General features: G+C 69.9%; 21 protein-coding genes. 3 read left to right on the top strand and 18 right to left on the bottom strand.

Translation table 11 applies throughout. From position 1 onward, the window contains the following. Positions 1 to 14: 14 nt before the first annotated feature. Together ABZY45_RS09410 and ABZY45_RS09405 are read left to right on the top strand one after the other, a co-directional pair. On the top strand, positions 15 to 596 hold the full coding sequence (locus tag ABZY45_RS09410) for a hypothetical protein (RefSeq protein WP_356737777.1): 582 nt from the start codon (positions 15 to 17) through the stop codon (positions 594 to 596). Between the two features lie 20 nt (positions 597 to 616). Further along, the gene (locus ABZY45_RS09405) at positions 617 to 1066 is read left to right on the top strand and encodes a DUF3592 domain-containing protein (RefSeq protein WP_356737775.1); all 450 of its coding nucleotides are present in this window, start codon (positions 617 to 619) and stop codon (positions 1064 to 1066) included. Positions 1067 to 1151: 85 nt separating this feature from the next. Here ABZY45_RS09405 and ABZY45_RS09400 read toward each other — a convergent pair whose 3' ends face one another. From ABZY45_RS09400 to ABZY45_RS09385, 4 genes are read right to left on the bottom strand one after another with little or no spacing between them, the layout of a single operon-like run. Next, entirely contained in the window at positions 1152 to 1634 is a 483-nt protein-coding gene (locus tag ABZY45_RS09400; protein ID WP_356737773.1) for a hypothetical protein, read from the bottom strand. After that, on the bottom strand, positions 1631 to 2386 hold the full coding sequence (locus tag ABZY45_RS09395; RefSeq protein WP_356737771.1) for a hypothetical protein: 756 nt from the start codon (positions 2384 to 2386) through the stop codon (positions 1631 to 1633). Before ABZY45_RS09395 ends, ABZY45_RS09400 begins: the two co-directional genes overlap by 4 nt. A gap of 2 nt (positions 2387 to 2388) precedes the next feature. Beyond that, positions 2389 to 2568 carry a hypothetical protein gene (locus ABZY45_RS09390; protein WP_356737769.1) on the bottom strand — a complete coding sequence of 60 codons (180 nt, stop codon included), beginning with the start codon at positions 2566 to 2568 and terminating at the stop codon, positions 2389 to 2391. 5 nt (positions 2569 to 2573) lie between these two features. After that, complete coding sequence (locus tag ABZY45_RS09385) at positions 2574 to 4994, bottom strand: Tox-REase-5 domain-containing protein (protein ID WP_356737767.1); 2421 nt, start codon at positions 4992 to 4994, stop codon at positions 2574 to 2576. Positions 4995 to 5253: 259 nt separating this feature from the next. Between ABZY45_RS09385 and ABZY45_RS09380 the strand changes: the two genes are divergently transcribed. Next, a complete protein-coding gene (locus ABZY45_RS09380; RefSeq protein ID WP_356737765.1) occupies positions 5254 to 6174 on the top strand; it encodes a hypothetical protein in 921 nt (306 codons plus the stop codon). 153 nt (positions 6175 to 6327) lie between these two features. On the opposite strand, the gene ABZY45_RS09375 is transcribed toward ABZY45_RS09380, so the two are convergent. From ABZY45_RS09375 to ABZY45_RS09310, 14 genes are all read right to left on the bottom strand, one after another. Next, positions 6328 to 6888 (bottom strand): OmpA family protein, encoded by a 561-nt coding sequence (locus ABZY45_RS09375; RefSeq protein ID WP_356738756.1) that lies wholly within the window; start codon positions 6886 to 6888, stop codon positions 6328 to 6330. A 92-nt stretch (positions 6889 to 6980) separates the two neighbouring features. Further along, a complete protein-coding gene (locus ABZY45_RS09370) occupies positions 6981 to 7580 on the bottom strand; it encodes a hypothetical protein (RefSeq protein WP_356737763.1) in 600 nt (199 codons plus the stop codon). Between the two features lie 31 nt (positions 7581 to 7611). Further along, a complete protein-coding gene (locus tag ABZY45_RS09365) occupies positions 7612 to 8277 on the bottom strand; it encodes a pilus assembly protein TadG-related protein (RefSeq protein ID WP_356737761.1) in 666 nt (221 codons plus the stop codon). Then, positions 8274 to 8507 carry a hypothetical protein gene (locus ABZY45_RS09360; protein WP_356737759.1) on the bottom strand — a complete coding sequence of 78 codons (234 nt, stop codon included), beginning with the start codon at positions 8505 to 8507 and terminating at the stop codon, positions 8274 to 8276. The genes ABZY45_RS09365 and ABZY45_RS09360 overlap by 4 nt, the downstream gene beginning before the upstream one ends. 267 nt (positions 8508 to 8774) lie before the next feature. Further along, positions 8775 to 9809, bottom strand: a complete 1035-nt coding sequence (locus tag ABZY45_RS09355) for a response regulator transcription factor (RefSeq protein WP_356737756.1) — start codon at positions 9807 to 9809, stop codon at positions 8775 to 8777. A 97-nt stretch (positions 9810 to 9906) separates the two neighbouring features. Continuing rightward, positions 9907 to 11199 carry a histidine kinase gene (locus ABZY45_RS09350; RefSeq protein WP_356738754.1) on the bottom strand — a complete coding sequence of 431 codons (1293 nt, stop codon included), beginning with the start codon at positions 11197 to 11199 and terminating at the stop codon, positions 9907 to 9909. Between the two features lie 123 nt (positions 11200 to 11322). After that, positions 11323 to 12207: a DUF5936 domain-containing protein gene (locus tag ABZY45_RS09345; protein ID WP_356737754.1), complete on the bottom strand. Its 885-nt coding sequence runs from the start codon at positions 12205 to 12207 to the stop codon at positions 11323 to 11325. 13 nt (positions 12208 to 12220) lie between these two features. Further along, complete coding sequence (locus ABZY45_RS09340; protein ID WP_356737752.1) at positions 12221 to 13159, bottom strand: type II secretion system F family protein; 939 nt, start codon at positions 13157 to 13159, stop codon at positions 12221 to 12223. A gap of 10 nt (positions 13160 to 13169) precedes the next feature. Further along, complete coding sequence (locus tag ABZY45_RS09335) at positions 13170 to 14507, bottom strand: CpaF family protein (RefSeq protein WP_356737750.1); 1338 nt, start codon at positions 14505 to 14507, stop codon at positions 13170 to 13172. A gap of 131 nt (positions 14508 to 14638) precedes the next feature. Further along, complete coding sequence (locus ABZY45_RS09330; RefSeq protein WP_356737748.1) at positions 14639 to 15013, bottom strand: TadE/TadG family type IV pilus assembly protein; 375 nt, start codon at positions 15011 to 15013, stop codon at positions 14639 to 14641. Between the two features lie 3 nt (positions 15014 to 15016). Continuing rightward, positions 15017 to 15439, bottom strand: coding sequence for a TadE family protein (locus ABZY45_RS09325; RefSeq protein WP_356737746.1), 423 nt, complete (start codon positions 15437 to 15439; stop codon positions 15017 to 15019). After that, on the bottom strand, positions 15436 to 16728 hold the full coding sequence (locus ABZY45_RS09320) for an AAA family ATPase (RefSeq protein WP_356737744.1): 1293 nt from the start codon (positions 16726 to 16728) through the stop codon (positions 15436 to 15438). Before ABZY45_RS09320 ends, ABZY45_RS09325 begins: the two co-directional genes overlap by 4 nt. Positions 16729 to 16735: 7 nt before the next feature. Continuing rightward, complete coding sequence (gene cpaB / locus ABZY45_RS09315; protein WP_356737742.1) at positions 16736 to 17443, bottom strand: Flp pilus assembly protein CpaB; 708 nt, start codon at positions 17441 to 17443, stop codon at positions 16736 to 16738. A gap of 82 nt (positions 17444 to 17525) precedes the next feature. Continuing rightward, positions 17526 to 18392 carry a hypothetical protein gene (locus tag ABZY45_RS09310; protein WP_356737740.1) on the bottom strand — a complete coding sequence of 289 codons (867 nt, stop codon included), beginning with the start codon at positions 18390 to 18392 and terminating at the stop codon, positions 17526 to 17528. Between the last annotated feature and the right edge of the window lie 138 nt (positions 18393 to 18530).

Raw genomic sequence — 18530 nt, 5'->3', positions numbered from 1 at the left:
GCGACGAAGGGGCGATGACGTTGAAGAAGTCGAAGGCGTTCGGCGCGGCGGCTGTCGCGGTCCTCGGGCTGACACTGCTCGGTGGCTGCGGCGGTACGGACACCGGCACCGTCCCCGAGGGCTGGGGCACGCTCGACACGAAGAGCGTGTCCGTCGGCTATCCGAAGAGCCAGGGGTACGCCCCGCAGCCGGCCTCGGAGCGCAGCGAGGCCAACGCGGCGGTCGCGCTGAAGGAGGAGAAAGGGCTGCGCACCGGCATGGTCTCGGTCCAGCTGGACTTCGCCACCGGAGTCAGCGACGCCGGGGAGGCCGCCGCGGCGGCGGGCGCGGGGATCGGGCTCGGAGCGACCCGCAAGGCGACCGAGGACGTGCGGCTCGCCGGTGAGGAGAGCGCCCGCGAAGCACGCCGGATCGACTACGAGTTCACCTCGACGGGCGAGGAGTCGACGCCGGTGAAGGGGACCCGGATGACGGGGGTCGTGGTGGCCGGGGTCGACTCGAAGGACGTACCGTTCGCCATCCGGGTCAACGCGGTGAAGGGTGCGCTGAGCCCGGAGGACCTCGACACGTTCGTCGACTCCATCACCGTCAAGTAACCCGCTCCGGAGCCTCGTTCATGGACGTCCTGCCGGGTGGCACGGCCACCTTCCTCCTCCTGTTCGGCGCCTTCCTCGGCGCGTTCGCGGTCCGCTCCGGTGTCCGGCTGTTCCGCGTGCTGCGGCTGGTCCGGCACGGCGAGCGCGTCGAGGGCCGGTGCTCGGACCGGCGCGTGGTGGACCGGGGGTCCGGGGCGGAGAACCGTTACCGCACGGAGTACGTCTTCGCCTTCCGCACCCCGGACGGCCGCGAGGTGGAGTTCACGGACCACGCCCCGGGCCCCTTCGGATTCGAGGTCGGGGCTCCCGTGCGGATCTCCTTCGACCCCGCGGCCCCCGAGCGAAGGGCCACCGTGGCCGGGCCGGGGGCGTGGGGGCCGGTCCTGATGCCGACGGTCTTCGCCGTGGTGCTCGGGCTGTTCTCGCTGGGTCTGCTGTTCGCGTCCGCGGCGATGCGGGGGTGGGTCTGAGGGCGCGGTCTGAGGGCGGGGCCCGGTGCCTGGGGCTGAGGGCCAGGTTCTGGTGCGGGGCCCGGTGCCTGGGGCGGGGGGGGCGTCACCCGGTCGGCGTCGCCAGGGCCACCGCGAAGAGCACGACGGGCTCCTCGCGGTCCATCTGCCCGACGCCGATCCCGACCGTCCGCCCGTCCGCGTCCCAGGTCTGGAGGTCGCCGGAGAGGCCGAGTTCGCTGAGCGCCGCGAAGAACGGCGGTACGGCCCGCCCCTGCGCCTCGCGCTCCTCGTACGCCGCGGTGGAGAGCTCGCCGTGCCGCCCCCAACGCTCGTCGAGGGCGAGGACCACGCCCCAGCGCTCCGTCTCGAACGCCTCGTGCGCCGCGGCCATCCGCTCGCCGTCGTCGTCCGCGCCGTAGAAGTCCTCCCCGACCCGGAGCGCGACGACCGCGAAGTCCTGGCCTGATGCCGAGCGGCCGGGGTCGGCGCAGCCCGCCCAGGGGGGCGCGTACGGACCTGACCGGAGCGCCTCGATCGCGGCGATGTCACCGCGCACCCTGGCCCGGAGCTCCAGCGCCTCGCTCACCAGAGCGGCCGGGGCTCCGACACGGGCAGGGGCTCCAGGGCGCCCGCACCGGCGAGCGCCCGCTGGGCGGCCATGACGGCGTCGGTGTCGCGCCCGGAGTCCAGGACCACCCCTCCGCCCGCCGTGTCACGACGCTGCCCGGGCAGGTCACCGGGCACGAGGGCGGCGCGGTTGGCGGAGAGGTACGTGACCCAGCCGCAGCGCGGCCGGGAGTTACGCAGGGCGAAGGCCGACTTGACCGCGTTGAACAGCTCGCGGTCGTACGCCAGGCCGGTGTCGGCCTCCCAGGCTTCGGCGAGGGCGGCAAGCACCTCGGGGAGCCGGTCGGTGAGCGGCGGCCGCGAGCCGGCCTCTGCTCCGGCCCCTGCTCCTGTGGCAGCTCCGGTCTGCGCTTCGGCGGGTACGAAGAGCTGGAGTGTCGCGGTGAAGGGCGTGTACGCGTCGCTGCCGCCCCCCTTGGCCCGCAGATAGGCGTATCCGCCGTCCGGCCAGGTACCGACGACCGCGGCCTGCCGGCCGACGATGTCGGCGTCCTCCTCGGGCCCTCCGGCCTCGATCACCTTGGCCACGTCCTCGGCGGCGGCCGGGACGGGAGCACCCGCTCCGCCGTCCACGTCCCAGCGCCATTCGACCGGCGCGGATCCCGACAGCTCCGTCAGCCGGCCGAGCGCCTCCAGCCAGCGCACCGCCAGTTCCCCGGAGGTCTCGGGCCGCGGGCCCCAGGACACCTTCACCACGACTTCGCTCGACATCGCTATCCCTCGTGCTCGTACCCGTGCTCGTACCCGTGCTCGTGCTCGTACCTGTGGTCGTGCTCGTACCTGTGGTCGTGCTCGTACCTGTGGTCGTGCTCGTACCTGTGGTCGTGCTCGTACCTGTGGTCGTGCTCGTACTCGTGCCTCTGCCGGTGTGTTCCCTCGGGAGCGGGCCGCACCGACGTCAGTTCTTCACCTCAGTGTGCTTCACGACCACGTCCACGCCGGCGTCGTCGAACGCCTTCTGCGCCGCGTCGGCCACCTTCTTGTTGGAGAAGTTCCATTCAACCGGCTTGTCCCCGGCCGCACGCAACTGCCGCTGTGCCTGCTCCACGAACTTGGCCGCCTGGGCCGGTTCGAGGGTCCCGTCGGGCCGCACCTTCTTGCCGTACCCGAACTTGGCCTCCTTGTAGGTCTGGGAGGCGGAGTCCCAGCCGTCGAAGTCGACGTCCCGGCCGGTCTGCGGGTCCTTGACGGCGTACTCCTTGCCGCGCTTCACCCCGGAGACCTGCTCCTGGTAGCGCATCCAGCGCTCCATGCTGGGCCAGTAGGCCACGGACTTCTTGGCCTTCCACTGGCCGTCGCCCAGGTCCTTCGACCCCTTGCGGGGGTTCTTCAGGTCGCCGTACCAGGAGGGCTTCGCCCACTTGGCGACCTGCTTGCGGCTGGCCTCCTTCGCCGCCTCCTTGGCCGCGTCGGCATCCTTCTGCGCCTGCTCGGCGGCGTCGATCTCCTCCTGGCTGACCCCGTCGCACTCCTTCTCCGTGAGGAGGAGGACCGGGACGCCGTTGACGCGGTAGGCGACCTGGGTGTGCGCCGCCGCGTTCACGCCGCCGGCCAGGGCGGGCTGCGGCTGACCGCCGCCCAGCGGCCCCGAGCTGATCAGGCAGCCCTTCTGGGCCAGCTCGTCGGCAGCGTCGTCCGCATGCTCCTGGGCCTCGTCGGCGGCCTTCTTCGCGCCGTCGACATCGCCCTTGTCCGCGGCCTTGCGCGCTCGCTCGGCAGCCTTGCCCGCCTTCTGGGCCGCCTCGCCGAGCTTGCCCAGCTTCCCGAGTTTGCCGAGCTTGCCCAGCTTCTGGGCGATCTTGGCCTCGCCGTACCCGGGAATGAAGAGCGAGCCGATGTTCCATACGACGGTGGTTCCGGCCCGGGTCTTCTGGCCGTTGTTCCACTGGTCCTTGACCTCGTCGCCGATGAACATGTCGTCGAGCACGGTCAGGCCGGTGTCGACCGAGGAGCCGCCCCAGTCGGTCAGGGCATCCCAGTAGTCACCCTTGCGCCACTTGTCACCGGCGTCCTTGGTGCCCTCGGACCACGCGTCGCCGAGCGAACTGCCGTAGTCCTTGAGCCCTTCCCAGGTGCCGGGGAGGTCCGTGACCGTGTCCCAGATGCCGGTGAGATCGCCCCAGATGCCGTCGACGAAGAGACCGCCGGCGACCTGCTCGACCTTGTCCCCCGCGCAGGAGAAGAAGGCGCCGAACCCGGAGAAGCAGCCCTCGTCGTCCTCCTTGTCGCCCTCGCCCTCGCCCGACGAGTCCTCGTCGTCCTCCCAGCCGGGCTCGTCCTCGGCGGCGTCGGTCTTGTCCTCGTCGGTCTCGGCCTCGACGTTGCCGACAGGCTGGGTCCCGGTGCCGCCGGAGGTGCCGGAGGTGCCGCCGGAGGTGCCGGAGGTGCCGCCTGAGTCTCCGCCGGTGGCACCGGTGGTGCCTGAGTCTCCACCCGTTGAGCCGCCCGTGGCACCGGAGGCGCCTGAGTCTCCACCCGTTGAGCCGCCCGTGCCGCCGGTGGTGCCGCCGGTGCTGTCCGTACCTCCCGAGGCGCCGTCGGTGCCGCCCGAGTCGCCGCCCGTGCTGCCGCTCGTCCCACCGGCGTCCCCGCCCCCGGCGTCCCCGCCCCCGGTGTCCGCGCCTCCGTCGGCGGGCCCGTCACCCGCCTCCACCGTTTCCGAGCCGGTACCCGGAGCAGGGCATGAGCTGCCCGTCAGTGAGCAGATGGCGGCCTGGAGACCGTTGGTTATCCGGCCGCCCACACCACCCAGCGCGAGAGCGAGGATGATCGCGGCGACGACCGTGACCAGCCCCAGGTACTCCATCGCCGACTGACCCCGGTCCCGGCGCCACGTGATCATCCGCGACAGCGAGAAGCGGGGCTCCTCGTGGATCTCCCGGTGTCCCCCGTCCAGGCGGAACCACTGACGACTCTCCGCCCGGCTCAGGAAGACGAGAATCAGCAGAGGCAGGAACATCTGGGTCAGCCCACGCAGGGAACCGTCCCGCAGGCTCGATATCCCGCCGAGGATCAGCCATATCTGTACGGCGAGCAGTCCGCGCCAGACCCACACCCCACCGGTCCACGCCTTGCGCGCCAGCACCCATCCGGCGACGCCGGGCGCGGCTCCGTACAGCGTCAGCGCCAGTACGGCGCCGTCCAGGGCATCGATGCTCGCCGCTGTCAGGAGCAGACCCACACCGCCGAAGACCGTGATGGCGAAGAGGATGTGGACGAGGACTCGGGACACCCTCAGCAGCTGAGGCATGTCCTGGCGCTCGGCAACGGGCGGTCGCCAGGAACCGCCGAAATCGGGAGTGGCCCCCACCGTGGACATGTCCGACCTCAACTCGTCGCGTCACGAACCCAATTGTTCGATTACCGTACGACGTCACCGGTGTGGGCGCCTGGGCCCACGGGCCCAAATCCGGACCTTCGGCCCTCCCCTCACCCCGGGCCCCTACGACCGGACACGGGCGCTGACGCCACAGCGCTGGTCCCGGCCGAGCAGCCGCAGGACCTCGCCCGGGCCCCAGGACGCCCTCCGTTGTCCACAGGCCCGCACGGCATTCCGATCCGCGCGGCATCCTCTCGGCATGACGACGAATCTTTACCGCCTCGCGCTGCGGGGCATTCTGCTCACCCGGGAGGTCGTCGCGACCGGTGTGGGACAACGGCAGTTGAACCGGTCCTTGAACGCACAGGGCTGGCAGCGCGTCGTAGCCGGTGCCTGGGCGGCGCCGGGCATCGAGCTGACGCCGTGGTTGAAGGCCCGCGCGGTCCAGATACTGCACCCTGAGCTCACCCTCAGCCACCGCGGCGCCGCCACGCTCCACAGAATCGAATTGCTGCGGGAAGCCGTGGAGTTCACCGACCCGACCAGCCCCACCGGCCGATGTCACGGATTCCGGGTGCACCGCGTGCCCCTCGCCCCGGCCGAAGTGTGCGTGCGCCACGGACTGCGGGCCACCACTCCGCTGCGCACCCTGCGCGACCTGCTCCTGGGCGGCCCGAGGGACGAGGCGCTGGTCGCTGTGGACTCCGCTCTGGGTACGCGTGTAGTGAGAGGAGTGCGCCGGACGCGCCTGGTCACCACCGACCTGCTGGCCCTCGCCTGCGCGACGCACCCGACCCGTCGCCATCGCGTACCGCGAGCTGCCGGGTGGCTCGCACTGGCGGATCCACAGAGCGGCTCACCCGCCGAGACGGTGGCCCGCCTGCGCATGCACGACGCCGGCCTGCACCCGGTCAGCCAGGCAGACCTGGTGGCCCCCGCAGGCCGCCGGATACGGGCCGACTTCCTTTTCGTCCGGGAGGGCGTGGTGGTCGAGATCGAGGGTTACGCGTACCACGGCAGCCGTGACGCCCACCGGCGCGACCTGGACCGCTTCAACGCACTGAGCGCCTGCCCCGGAGTGCGGCTGATCCTCCGCTTCCCCGCCGTGACGGTCTTCCGGACACCCGACCGCATACTCGACGAGATCCGCGCGGCGCTGGCGACTTCGGTACGGGCGTGAGTCCATCGGCCGACGCCAGTCGCTGGGAAGTCCCGGACGCCCATTTCGGACATCCAGGGCGCCTACCCGTCCCCGATCTCCCACCGACTCCTCCCGATGTTGCGAAAAAAGGGCCGGCCACACCGTCGTGTGGCCGGCCCTTTCTGCTGGACGTCAGCCTGTCGTGCGCGGGAAGGAGACCTCCACGCGGCGGTTCTTCTTGCGGCCTTCCTCCGTGGTGTTGTCGGCGATGGGGTACTGCTCGCCGTAGCCACGGATCTCGAAGGTGATCGACGGGTCGAGCTCCTTGGACAGCACGCTGTTCACCGCCTCGGCACGCTGCTTGGACAGCACGTCACCGTGCGCCGAGGAGCCGAGGTTGTCGGTGAAGCCGAAGACGCGGACCTTCGTCGCGTTCTGCTTCTCGATCTCGGCCGCGATGGCGACGATGCGGGAGTTGGCCTCGGAGCTCAGCTTGGCGCTGTCCTTGCCGAAGAGCACCTCGGCCTGGAGCGCGAACTTGATGTCCGCGTTACTGTCCTCGCGACGCTCCTCGCCGCCGAGATCCTCGACGACCTGGATGATGTCGAGGACCTTGCCGGGAGCGAGAGTGCCGCCCTCGGGCATCTTGAGGTCAGGGTCGTTGCCGTCCGTCTTGACCGGCGGCTCAGCCGACGCCTCGGTGCCGGGCGGGACGCTGGGGCCGTCGTCCGCCTGCGCGGACACGGCGCCCATGAACGTCACGCTCACCGTGAACAGCGTCGTGGCTACCGCCACGCCGGTCGACCTGGCTGGTCCCATCCGCTTGCGAAGGTGAGTCACGGTCATCACCCGGAGATCTTCAGCGAAGTGGTGGAGAACGACGGAAGAGTGAAGTCAATCTCCGTCGTCGTGCTGGGCGGAGCCGGGAACTGCATGAAGACAGGTGCGGAACCCCCTGCCGCGACATTGGTCATGGCTGTCGTGCACAGGCACCGATTGTCCGTGTCCCGCAGCACGTAGTAGCGCTTCTTGCCCACCTTGTCGACAAGTGTGGCTCCCGCGACAGAGTTGGGGTTCTGCGCCACGACGTTGCTCTCCGTACCCTCCATGCCATTCAAGCTTCGGGGCTGGTCACCTGTGTTCTTGATCTCGCCGCTCACCGTGACGAAGCCGCCGGAGTCGCGCTTTACCTCCCGAACGACCAGTACGAGCCCCACCTCGCCCTTGATCTCGGCGAGCTTCGCATTCGGGTCCGTTTCCTCACCGGCCGCCGTGTCAGGGTTGGCCCCCTTGTTCGACTTTTCGGTCTCGGCGGAGGCGGACGAACCGGTGCTCTCGGGATCGCCGTCGTCACCACCACAGCCCGTGACCGTGAGGGCCAGCGCCGCTGCCATCGAGGCAACCGCCACTGCCCTTCGAGACCTCGGTGTGCGCCGAATGCTCATGGGTTCTGGTTCCTTTACTCGTCGTTCACTGTCAGTCGTCGGTCAGATGCACGGCAAAGAGCGTCTCGCCCAGCTCAGCCCAGGGATCAGGATGAAGAGGGTCGATCTCGAACCGATCCCTACCGTCACATTGGAAGGTGAACGGACCTGGAGTCTCGGGCTTCTCGCCCTCGTCCTCTTCGTTCTCCGGCTGGGGCGATGCCTCCCCGTCCGGCTCCTCGGCAGGCTTCCAGTTGCACCGGAACTCGATCACAGCCGTCGCGGTGGCTGTGGCGCGCCTCTTCTCCGTACCGGGTATCACCGTGTCGCCCACCGTGTCGCGGGTCTCGACCTTCACGGTGACCTCGTCACGCTGGAAACCGGAGTCCCACTTACAGCGGCCGACCACATCCGCGCGATTGCTCGCGGCAAAACGCTGCGCCTGATCGCACGGCTCGCCGCTGATGTAGTGATTTCCGAAGAAGTCGTTGAGTCCGCCTGGCAGCAGAAGCGATCCGAGGAACGCCGGCCCTATCTCGTCGCGGGCCTGCTGGGCAGCAGCGAGGGCCGCTGCGTCAGCGGCCCCCTGAGCACCATTACGCGTGGCCGAAGCCTTACCGACCGCAAAGAATGCGAACGCGAGAAAGAGCAGACCCGCCACCATCACGATGTAGATGGGGAAGGCCTGCCCTCGATCGCTGCGCCGCGTCTTGGTCACTTGCCCGCGGTGATGGAGCTCACCAGACCCGTGATGCGGGTCGTGATCGCCGAGCCGATGCCCGAGGCCACCATGCCGCCGATGATCGCCACGACCACCAGGATGATGCCCAGGTACTCGAACGCCGTCTGGCCCCGGTCCTTGGCCTCGTAGCGCTTCTGGATCGCGCTGACCGCGGTGTTCGCCCAGCCGTTGACGCGGACGGCGGTCTTCAGGGTGATGTTCGACATGGTGTTCCCCTCCAGGTCCGGCCGACCGACAGCCGGCCGACTCATACGTTTCGCTGTTGTCGCCTCCGTTACCGGCTTCCTCCTGGCCGGTGCCGTTTGCGACATGAGAAACGTACGGCGGAACACCCTTCCCGAGAGAGGGTCCCAGGGCCCAAAGCCGGGCCCAATGCGTGAGTTGGGCCCTGCGACCTTGCTTCTGGGCCCTGCCGGCCTCGCCGGCCTCGCAGGCGCCCGACGTGGTGTGGCGCTTCCCCCGCTGTGTCATGGCTACCTGCCCCCCAGGCCCGGCCGGCCGCCCGGCGCCGTGCCCAGCCATCGGGCGATGGCCTCGCTGCGGCTTCCGCTGTGCAGCTTGGTGAAGATGCGGTTGATGTGGTTCTTGACCGTCTTCTCGCTGATGAAGCAGGTGGCGGCGATCTGCTGATTGCTCATGCCGGACGCGATCAGCTCCATGACCTCCACCTCCCTGGAACTCAGGCCGTGATGCGGCGAGTTGGGCACCCCCGGCGGGTCATCCGCCTTGGAAGACTGTGCCACAACCGGTTGCAGTTGCGAAAGACCCTGCGCCGGAGGGTTCGGTCGCGTCGCAGGTGGGAGCGATTGCGGGACGGGTCCGTGTGCAGGCGCACCGTGCTGTGAACCGGAGGCCAGGGCTGCCCCGAGGCCGTCCGGGAGCGGGCCGCCCTGCGGGACGGGGCCCTGGCGCATGTGGGCGAGGAGCGCGTTGGCGGCCGTGGCGGTGAAGTGGGCCCGGCCGCTCTTCGTGTCGCGTACCGCCTGCACGAGCTGGTCCGCGGTGAACTCGCCGTGCACCAGATAGCCGCCGGCCCCCAGCCGCAGCGCCTCGTGCACGATCTCGCTCTCGCGGCTGTACGTCAGCATCATCACCGGCGCCACCCGCACGAGGTGCGGCAGTGCGGAGATGCCGTCGACGCCCGGCATGCGGACGTCGAGCAGGACGACGTCCGGGCGGTGCTGCACGGCCATCTCGTACGCCTGACGGCCGTCCGCCGCCTCGGCGACGACCTCGATGTCCTCGCGGCCGGACAGCAGGACGCCCAGGCCGGCGCGTACCACCGGGTTGTCGTCGGCGACGACGACCCGGAGCGGACCCGGGGCGGGGACGTCGCGGGGTGCGGGGAAGGGAGGCATCAGCTCGGATGCCGCGGGCCTCTGGGGCGCCGGGAACCCGGGGGAGCTGAGCTCGGAGGGAAGCGGGTTCGCGTGTGCGGACGTGTGCTGGGAGGCATGGTTCTGCGAAGCCCAGTTCTGGCCCGACGTGCGGGAGACGTCGTCCGGCATTCTGCGACCTCCTCTCAGGGTCTCTGGATCTGGAACTAGGGCTGGATCTGAAGCTGGGACTGGGACCGGGACGGCGCCGCGAGCGTTCCGCGGCCGTTCAATGGGAGGCCGCCGTGGGGAGGCCGTAGGAGTCGGGGAGGGCGGGTGGCTGGGCCGCGACGCCGAGCGCCGCGAGGGGGAGTTCCATGCGCACCTCGGTTCCCTTCGCCGCCTTGCCCCTGCCGATGCGGATGCGGGCACCGATCGACGCCGCCCTCTCGACCATCCCGACGAGCCCGAAGTGGCCGGCTCGCTTCAGGTCGTCGAGCGTGGTCCCCTCGGGCAGGCCCTTCCCGTCGTCGTAGACCGTGACGCGCAGGACATCGCCCTTCACCCCGGCGAGGACGACGAGATAGGTGGGGTCTGCGTGACGGTTCGCGTTCTCCATCGCCTCGGACGCCACGGTGAGGAGCTGCCGGGCGACCGGGGCCGGTACCGGCGGCACCGGAGCGTCGCTGAGCCGGCGGAACGTGGCAGTCAGGGCGTGCCGGCGGGAGAAGTCGTCCGCCCGCGCCATGAGTTCGGCGATCACGTCGATGCCTTCGTCGAGCCCGGAGTCCCGGCGCAGGTCGGAGAGCAGTTCGCGTGACTCCGCCGCGGCCCGGCGGGCGGACCGTGCGACGAGCTCCGCCTGGTGCTTGACGGTGAGCGGATCCATCCGGTCCGAGGAGGCGGCCAGCCCGTCCGCCGCCAGGGCCAGGCCGTGCAGGGTCTTCGCGACCGAATCGTGCATCTCCCGGGCGAGCCGGGTGCGCTCGCTCTCCACGGCCTCGTTGACCGCGAGCCGCGCCCGCGTGTCGGTGAGGGCCTGGCTGGCCGTCCCGAAGCGGAGGAGCAGATTGCGCAGCGTGACACCCACCGCTCCGGAGATCACGCAGAAGCCGGGGAGCAGCAGCGCCGTGCCGTCGCTCGCCTCCAGCTGGACGTCGGTGGCGTACACGCCGGAGACGATCAGGGCCTGGAGCACGGCGAAGGCGGCGGCCCCGCGCCAGCCGTAGACGAGTCCCGCCAGCAGCGGGGTGCAGACGGTGACGTAGGCGAGCGTGGACTCAGGAGTCGCTGTGACGAGGAGCAGCGCGCCGAAGAGCGCGTCGATGCCGAGGAGCCAGGGGTGGCGCAGGAAGAGGGGGCCGAAGCGTTCCCAGTCCCGGAAGAGGACGTAGGAACCCATGAAGGTGACGAGGACGGCCGAGCCGACGAGCCAGGTGGCGAGCCCCGGTGCCGTGCGGCTCACGGCGTAGGGGGTCGCGATGGCGATCATGGCGAGGCGGAACCCGAAGACCTGGCGGCACATCGCCTGGAGGGCGTTCACCTGGAGGGCGAACGCCGGGCGGGCGCCAGGGTCGGCCATCGCCTGGCGCACCTCTCCGGTCAGTCCCTTGTGGCCACTGCCCAGTGGGTAGGACACCGGTCCCCTCACCTCCCCTCGCTTGTCATGCCCATCCTCCCCAACTCCTGCTCCTCCCGCAGGACATCAGCCCGAGATGAAGCTGAAGTCGACGTTCGCTCCGTAGACGAAGCCCACCGTCAGCAGAACGAGCGTGCCGGGCAGCAGGAACGAGGTGACCGCGAAGGTCGCCTTCGGTACGGCCTTGGCCGCCTTGCGGCGGGCGTTCTGTGCGTCGGTGCGGCGCATGTCGTTGGCGATCTGGATCAGCGTGTCGACGATGGGCGCGCCCAGTTCCTCACCCTGCTGGAGGGTCGTCACGAACATCGCGACCTGTTCGGAGTCGTTGCGTCTGCGCAGCTCCTCGAAGGCCTGGCGCCGGCTGACGCCCATGTCCATCTGGCGCAGCGTGATCCGTAGTTCGTCGGCCCAGGGGCCTTCGTACTTCTCCGCGACGCGTTCCAGTGCCTGGCGGAAGCCGAGGCCCGCCGAGACGACGACCGCGAGGACGTCGAGGAAGTCGGGGAGCGTTCTTTCGATGTGGTCCTTGCGGACACGGATCGCGGACCAGATGCCGACCTCGACCCAGAACAGGCCGAAGGCGATGAGGAGCAGGGAGACGAAGAGCTGTCCCCTGACGATCGTGGTGAAGGCCCCGAAGAACCCGAGGGCTCCGTAGACGGCGCGGCGGGCGGCGTAGCGGTCGATGGTGAGGCCGCCGGGGTTGCCCGCCATGTCGATCTGGCGGCGCTTCTTGTTGACGGCCTTGGGGCCCATCAGCCTGAGCACCATCGGCGCCCAGCGCATGCCCATACGGTCGATCCCAGAGCCGACCGCGCTGGTGCGGCTGGAGCCGATCTCCAGGGCGATGGCGAGGTCGCCGGGCAGTTTCGCGTCGGCCCGGTACATCCGGATGCCGGCGATGGCTCCGTACACCGCGAGGCCCACGACGAGTGCGAGCAGCAGATCCATGACGGTCCCCCTCTCAGACGTCGATACGGGACAGGCGACGGATCACGATGAACCCGATCGCGTACAGCACGATGGACACGATCACCGCGGCCTGGCCGATGAGGGCGCCGGTCATGCGGTCGAGGGCGCCGGGCATCACCGCGTTCATCAGCAGCATCGCGCCGATGCCGAAGCCCGGTACCGCGTAGGCGGTCACCGTCACCTGCGACAGCTGGGTCTTGACCTCGCGCCTGGTCTCCTTGCGCTCCTCCAGCGTCTCGGTGAGGTTGCGCAGGGAGCTGACGACCGTACCGCCGGCCCGGTTGGACAGCACGAGGGTCGTGACGAGGACGACCAGCTCCCGTGACGGCAGACGGTCCGTGAGCTCGCTCAGCGCGTCGTCCAGGGACTCCCCCACGGACAGCCGGCGTGCGACCCGGGCCAGTTCCTCACCGGCCGGGTTCTCCAGTTCCTCGGCCGCCATGCCGATCGCGGTACGCAGGGCCAGACCCGCCTGGGTGGCGTTGGCGAGGATGCGGGAGAGCTCCGGGAGCTGGTTGATGAAGCGGTCGGTGCGCTTGGTGCGCTGCCACTCGAGGAAGGCGTTCGTCCCCCAGAGGCCGATGAGCGCGGCGACCGGGCCGAAGAAGCTGGCCAGCAGCGACGAGGCGATGATCCAGAGCCCGGCCATGGCCACGATCGCGTAGACGAAGAACTCACCCGGGGTGATCTCCAGGCCGGTGGCCGCGAGCTTCAGTTCGATCTTCCGGCCGAGGGACGTGGTCCGCAGCCTGCGGTCGATCCCCCGGAACCGGCGGTGCCGGCCCTCCTGAGGGATCTGTCCGGTGTGCGAGAGCCGGTCGACGAGGGCTTCGCGGTCGGCCTTACCGCCGGAGTACGCGTGCAGGCCGACGACGCCCAGCACGCAGCACAGCAGCGTGACGCCGACGGTGAGCAGGGGGAGATTGGTCATGGGGCGGTACCTACTTGGCCTCTCGGGTGGCGAGCTGTTCTTCGGACGAGGCGACCCCGAAGGCCTGCGGGATGGGCTGGCTGGCCATGTAGAGACGCTCGGCGACCTTGCGCGGGAGCGGGAGATACTGGAACTGCCCGTGGATACGCCCGTCGGCGGCCATCGGCTGGGCGTTGAAGCGGGCGACGCTCACGATGCGGTAGTTGTCCCGGCCGTGGGAGTCGAGCACCGCGATCTCGGTCACCTTGCGCCCGCCGTCGGCGAACCGGGTGAGCTGGACGATGACGTCGACGGCGCTGTTGATCTGGTCGTGCAGTGCTTCGAAGGGGATCTTGATCTCGGACATCGAGGCCAGGGTCTGGAGGCGCATGAGGGCGTCCTCGGCGCTGTTGGCGTGGACCGTGGCCAGCGACCCGTCGTGACCGGTCGACATGGCCTGGAGCATGTCGAGGGACTCCCCGCCTCGGACCTCACCGACGACGATCCGGTCGGGGCGCATACGCAGGGAGTTGCGGACCAGGTCGCGGATGGTGATCTGGCCCTTGCCCTCCACGTTCGCCGGGCGTGACTCCAGCCGGATCACGTGGTTCTGCTGGAGCTGGAGTTCCGCGGAGTCCTCGATGGTGACGATGCGTTCGTTGTTCGGGATGAGTCCCGAGAGGGCGTTGAGCAGCGTCGTCTTGCCGGTGCCGGTGGCGCCGGACACGATGATGTTGAGCTTCGCCTGGACCAGGCCGGAGAGCAGGATCAGCATCTGCTCGTCCAGCGAGCCGAATCCGATCATCTCCTGGAGCGTGAAGGCACGCGGGAACCGGCGGATGGTGAGCGTCGCACCGGTCAGCGAGAGCGGCGGGATGATCACGTTGACACGCTCACCGCTGGGCAGGCGCGCGTCGACCATCGGGTTGGCCTCGTCGACACGGCGGTTGACGGTCGACACGATGCGCTCGATGGTCTGCATCAGCTGCTCGTGCGAGCCGAAGCGCATGGGGAGCTGCTCGACCCTGCCGCTGCGCTCGACGAAGATCTGGTCCGGTCCGTTGACCATGATCTCGGTGATGGAGGCGTCCTCCAGGAGCGGTTCCAGGATGCCGAGGCCGAGGGCCTCGTCGACGACTCGGCGGATGAGCTGGGAGCGCTCGACCGTGGAGAGGACCGGCCCCTCACGGCTGATGATGTGGCCGAGTACGCGCTCCAGCCGGGCCCGCCGGTCCGCCGCCGCCAGCGAGGACATCTCCGCGAGGTCGATCTCCTCGAGCAGCTTGGCCCGGTAGGTGGCGACCAGATGGCCGTCCTCCCGCCCTCCGGGTTGCTCCTCTGGGGCGGTGATGCGTGCCCGCAGGCTCATTTCCGTAACTCCTCGGTCAGACGTGCCGGTGGTGCCGGAGCCGTTGCCGGCGGTCCTGCTCGGTGCGCTCGGCCGTGCTGCCGTCGCCGGCGGACGCGCTCCGTGTGCTCGTACGTGCCGTCGCCGGCGGCTCAGTCGCGGGGCATCGTGGAACTGCGCTCTGCCCAGCCGAAGGCGTCCTCCATCCCCGGGATGACCGAGGGGACCTTGACCCTGGCCGTGTACGTGACCTCGTCGCCGCCCCAGCGCGGGGTGAAGGTCGACTCGTCGGCGAGCCAGCCGCTGATGGACCGGCGCCCCGCGTCCTCGGGGGAGCTCTCCGGGCGGTCGTGGCTGGCGGTACGGGCGGCGGCCCTCGCGGCGGTGCCCGCCTGGTTGGCCGCGTACGCCGCCACTCCCAGCTGGATCGCGCAGAGGCCGACGATGAGCAGCAGGGGGATGAAGCCCATGTACTCGATGGCGACCTGGCCGCGTTCGCGGCGTGCTGTCTCCGGGTTCCGCTTCATCTCTCAGCCCTCCTTCACCGAGGCGGCGTCGCCGGTGACCGTCATGGGGAAGTCGAGTACGCCGGGCACGAGTACGGGCACCTTGAGGTCGACCTCCGCCCTGTACAGCCCCCGCTCGGTGGAGCAGCGCACGGTCGCGGCCGAGGACCAGGCGTCCGGCAGGTCCTCCCTCGCCGCGTCGCCGCAGGCCTGACTCTGCTGCCACCGCGCTCCGGTGCCGGCCCGTGCGCCGACGTCGGCGGCGTTGCCCGCCAGGCTGAACGTGTAGCCGATGAGCGCGCACTGCCACAGGGCGACGAGCAGCAGGATGATGAGCGGGGTGACGCCCACGAACTCGACCGCGGTCTGGCCGCGGTCCTGTTCACCGGGGCGGAGCCGGAGCCGCCCCGCCCGTATGACCGGGCGTTCTCTGTCGGTGGATGTCATCGGTCAGCCTGCCCCCTAGGTCGTTCCGCGGCCCCGGCCCCGCCGTCGCGCCGCCTGCGGGCGCGCCCGATCGAACCCCGGTCGTTCCGGAACTTGCCACTGCCTTCGGCGCCCGCGGGTGCCTTCACCAGCCCCAGCTCTCCGGCCAGCGCCCACAACGCCTGCTTGACGACGCTCTTCGCGTCGAGTTCGTGCATCCGCCCCGCGTCGACCGCGCCCTGCAACTCCTTGAAGTTCGCTGGGACGGCGGTGCCGGCCATGCGGGTGCCGGTGATCTTCTGGATGAGGGGCGGCTGGATCTCGGTGTTGCGGTTGAAGCGGTTGACGACCGTGACTGTCTCCTCGGCCTTGCGGATCTGCAACCGGTCCCACATCCGCACGATGCGCTTGGCGCCCCGTACGGACACCACGTCCGGCGTCGTGACCAGCAGGGCGATGTCGGCCATCTCGATCGCCGCGGCGTTGGCGCCCTGCATCTGGCTGCCGCAGTCGATCACCACCACCTCGTAACGCGAGCGCAGTGCGCTCACGATCTGGCGTGCCGAGCGGTCGCTGACCTCCTCGCCGCGCTCGCCCTCTCCCGGCGCCAGCAGAAGGGCCATGCCGGTGCCGTGGGAGTAGACGGCGTCGGACAGGACACGGGGCGATATGTCGGAGATCGCGGCGAGGTCCACGATGGAACGCCGGAACTGGACGTCGAGGTACGACGCGATGTCCCCGGTCTGCAGATCGAGATCGACCAGTGCGACGGTGTGGCCCGACGTCTGGGCGGCCAGGGCGATCTGCACCGCGGCGACGGTGGCCCCCACGCCCCCCTTGGCCCCGGTGACGGTCACGACGGTGCCGCCGGGCCCGGTGAAGACGTCGCCGCCGGACCCGAGGTGGCGTCGCACGCCGACGGACCACTGGGCCGCCGCCTGCACCCGGTTGGCCAGTTCCTCGTAACTCAGCGGCAGCGTGGCCAGCCCGCGCGCGCCGGAGTCCATGGCCGCGGAGAAGAGGCCGGGGCTCGCGTCCATGGTGATCAGTACGACGCCCACGGCGGGGAAGCGCAGGGAGACCTCCCGGATCAGCTCCAGGGCCGGAACCGGGCCGATCCGCTCATGGACCAGTACGACCTCGGGCAGCTCGTCGAGGGACTCGCCCGCGAGGCGTGCGAGCATGTCGATGAGCTGGGTGGAGTCACCGACGGGAGCGGCGGGCTCCGCGTCGGGGAGCTGACTGAGCAGCGTGGTGACGGACCTGGCCGCGTCCGCGTCACCCACCGCCGGGAGGATCCTGGTGGTCATCCCATCCTCACTTGTCCTTGTCGAGCGTGTAGGTCCGGTCGCCCGGACGGATCGTGCCGTCGCTGCCGGACGCGATGAGCGCCAGACGCACGTGCTCGGCGAACGACTCGGCGTAGGCGATGCGCTGGGTGTCGAGCGTGTTGAGCGCGAAGGTGATCGGGACGGCCTCGCTCGCCTGGTTCGCCTTGTTGTCGTTGTCCGGGTCCAGCGCCGTCAGCTTGCCCACGTCCAGCACCCGGGCGTTGGAGACGATGACCTTCGACTGGGCGGGCTCGCCCTCGTTCTCACCGGCGAACGTGGCGTAGACGTTGACCGTCGAACCCGGGGTGATCTTGCCCGCGACGCCTGTCGCGGCGTCGATCAGGATGGCGATCTCCTGCTCACCGGGGCGCAGGGCGGGGCGCTTCTCCATCATGTCGGACTGGAGCAGCGAGCCCTCGCGCAGCTCGGTGACCGCGATCTTGCCGTCGACCTCGGAGATGTCGGTGACCGCGTTGGCGGAGAGCCAGCGCTTGGGCATCGAGATCTTCTCGAACTGGCTGCCGGAGAGAGCGGTGTAGGGCGCCACGTTGCTCTTCACCTGATACGTCGTGACCTCGGGGCCGACCTTGGAGTTGACGTCGCTGATCACGGAGAGCACACCGGCGAAGGCGCCGAAGGCGCACAGGACCGACAGGAGCAGGAGTATCACGCCGCGGCGCTGGCGGGAGTTCATGAGCCGGACAACCTCGTTCGATTCGGATGCGTGGGTCAGCGGACAGAGAGATGCGCGGTGTCTGAGGAGCGGTACGGGGACGTCAGGAGCTGGGTGGTGCGGGCGCTCCATGGTTCAGGACACCGGCGGAGTGCATTCGGTTCTCGGCCGGGGCCAGCGGGGACGAACAGAACCCGCAACGGTCGCCGATGAGCTCCATTCCGCACCAGTGGCAGTTCTCCCGCCGCACGGAGGAGACGAGCTGGTAGATCACCGAGATGTCCGGCAGGAAGGAGGCGAATTCCACCAGCTTCCCGGTCCCCCACCAGCGCGCCGATCCGGAAGGCAGCGGACACTCCTGAATGGCCTGCACCTTCCAGGCGGGCGCGAGGGTCTGCTGGACCCATTCCGACGTCAACTGCCCTTTGGCCACGAGCAGATGGGTGGGAAAGTCAGGTCCGGCCGGGGGCTCCACGGCCGGACCGATCTTGACCAGCTGCGGGTTGGGCCCGGCGAGTACGGCGAACTGGGAGCCGGGCACCCAGGACTTGGCGTGCGTCTTGAGGCTCACGGGCACCCGGTCGAGCCGGGCCACCGAGTTCAGCAGGGCTCCGGAGTGGATGTAGTGGGCGAGCAGCCGCGCGGCCGACGCGACGACACCGGGGCTGAAGTCGCAGATCGACAACTGCCGCAACTGGCGCACCAGGACGGCCACGCCGAGCGGCGGGAGATCCACCTTGAGCAGGGCGATGCGGTCGCTCTCCATGACAGAGCGGATGGCGTGCAGCCTGCGTTCATGGGCGGGGCTGATGCCCGTCGGGTAGACCGCGATCACGTACCCGTGCTGCTCCAGGAGCAGGTTCATGTCACCGATCGCGAGATCGAGGGCCTGGGCGTCGGGAGCCTGCAGCAGGGCCGCGGTCGGTGTCTGCTGATCGGTGGGTGGTAGCACCAGATCAGCACTGGTCACTGCTATTGCGGTCGGCACGCTCTTTCCCCGTTCGGCTCCGGCCGTGGTCCGTGAGGACTCCGGCCGCAATCGCTCCTGCTCCGTGCTTCTTCCCCAGCACTTTAACCACGTCATACCAGGCAGAGAACAGATATCTGG

Source organism: Streptomyces sp. NPDC006516 (genome assembly GCF_040611875.1).
Classification (GTDB): Bacteria; Actinomycetota; Actinomycetes; order Streptomycetales; family Streptomycetaceae; genus Streptomyces.
This window is presented reverse-complemented; position numbering and strand designations above follow the sequence as displayed.

Excerpts from the sequence above, each read along its gene's own strand:
- ABZY45_RS09410 (WP_356737777.1), top strand. The coding sequence starts at position 15 with ATGACGTTGAAGAAGTCGAAGGCGTTCGGCGCGGCGGCTGTCGCGGTC.
- ABZY45_RS09405 (WP_356737775.1), top strand. The coding sequence starts at position 617 with ATGGACGTCCTGCCGGGTGGCACGGCCACCTTCCTCCTCCTGTTCGGC.
- ABZY45_RS09395 (WP_356737771.1), bottom strand. The coding sequence starts at position 2,386 with ATGTCGAGCGAAGTCGTGGTGAAGGTGTCCTGGGGCCCGCGGCCCGAG.
- ABZY45_RS09385 (WP_356737767.1), bottom strand. The coding sequence starts at position 4,994 with ATGTCCACGGTGGGGGCCACTCCCGATTTCGGCGGTTCCTGGCGACCG.
- ABZY45_RS09380 (WP_356737765.1), top strand. The coding sequence starts at position 5,254 with ATGACGACGAATCTTTACCGCCTCGCGCTGCGGGGCATTCTGCTCACC.
- ABZY45_RS09375 (WP_356738756.1), bottom strand. The coding sequence starts at position 6,888 with ATGGGCGCCGTGTCCGCGCAGGCGGACGACGGCCCCAGCGTCCCGCCC.
- ABZY45_RS09370 (WP_356737763.1), bottom strand. The coding sequence starts at position 7,580 with ATGAGCATTCGGCGCACACCGAGGTCTCGAAGGGCAGTGGCGGTTGCC.
- ABZY45_RS09360 (WP_356737759.1), bottom strand. The coding sequence starts at position 8,507 with ATGTCGAACATCACCCTGAAGACCGCCGTCCGCGTCAACGGCTGGGCG.
- ABZY45_RS09355 (WP_356737756.1), bottom strand. The coding sequence starts at position 9,809 with ATGCCGGACGACGTCTCCCGCACGTCGGGCCAGAACTGGGCTTCGCAG.
- ABZY45_RS09350 (WP_356738754.1), bottom strand. The coding sequence starts at position 11,199 with ATGGCCGACCCTGGCGCCCGCCCGGCGTTCGCCCTCCAGGTGAACGCC.
- ABZY45_RS09345 (WP_356737754.1), bottom strand. The coding sequence starts at position 12,207 with ATGGATCTGCTGCTCGCACTCGTCGTGGGCCTCGCGGTGTACGGAGCC.
- ABZY45_RS09340 (WP_356737752.1), bottom strand. The coding sequence starts at position 13,159 with ATGACCAATCTCCCCCTGCTCACCGTCGGCGTCACGCTGCTGTGCTGC.
- ABZY45_RS09335 (WP_356737750.1), bottom strand. The coding sequence starts at position 14,507 with ATGAGCCTGCGGGCACGCATCACCGCCCCAGAGGAGCAACCCGGAGGG.
- ABZY45_RS09330 (WP_356737748.1), bottom strand. The coding sequence starts at position 15,013 with ATGAAGCGGAACCCGGAGACAGCACGCCGCGAACGCGGCCAGGTCGCC.
- ABZY45_RS09325 (WP_356737746.1), bottom strand. The coding sequence starts at position 15,439 with ATGACATCCACCGACAGAGAACGCCCGGTCATACGGGCGGGGCGGCTC.
- ABZY45_RS09320 (WP_356737744.1), bottom strand. The coding sequence starts at position 16,728 with ATGACCACCAGGATCCTCCCGGCGGTGGGTGACGCGGACGCGGCCAGG.
- cpaB (WP_356737742.1), bottom strand. The coding sequence starts at position 17,443 with ATGAACTCCCGCCAGCGCCGCGGCGTGATACTCCTGCTCCTGTCGGTC.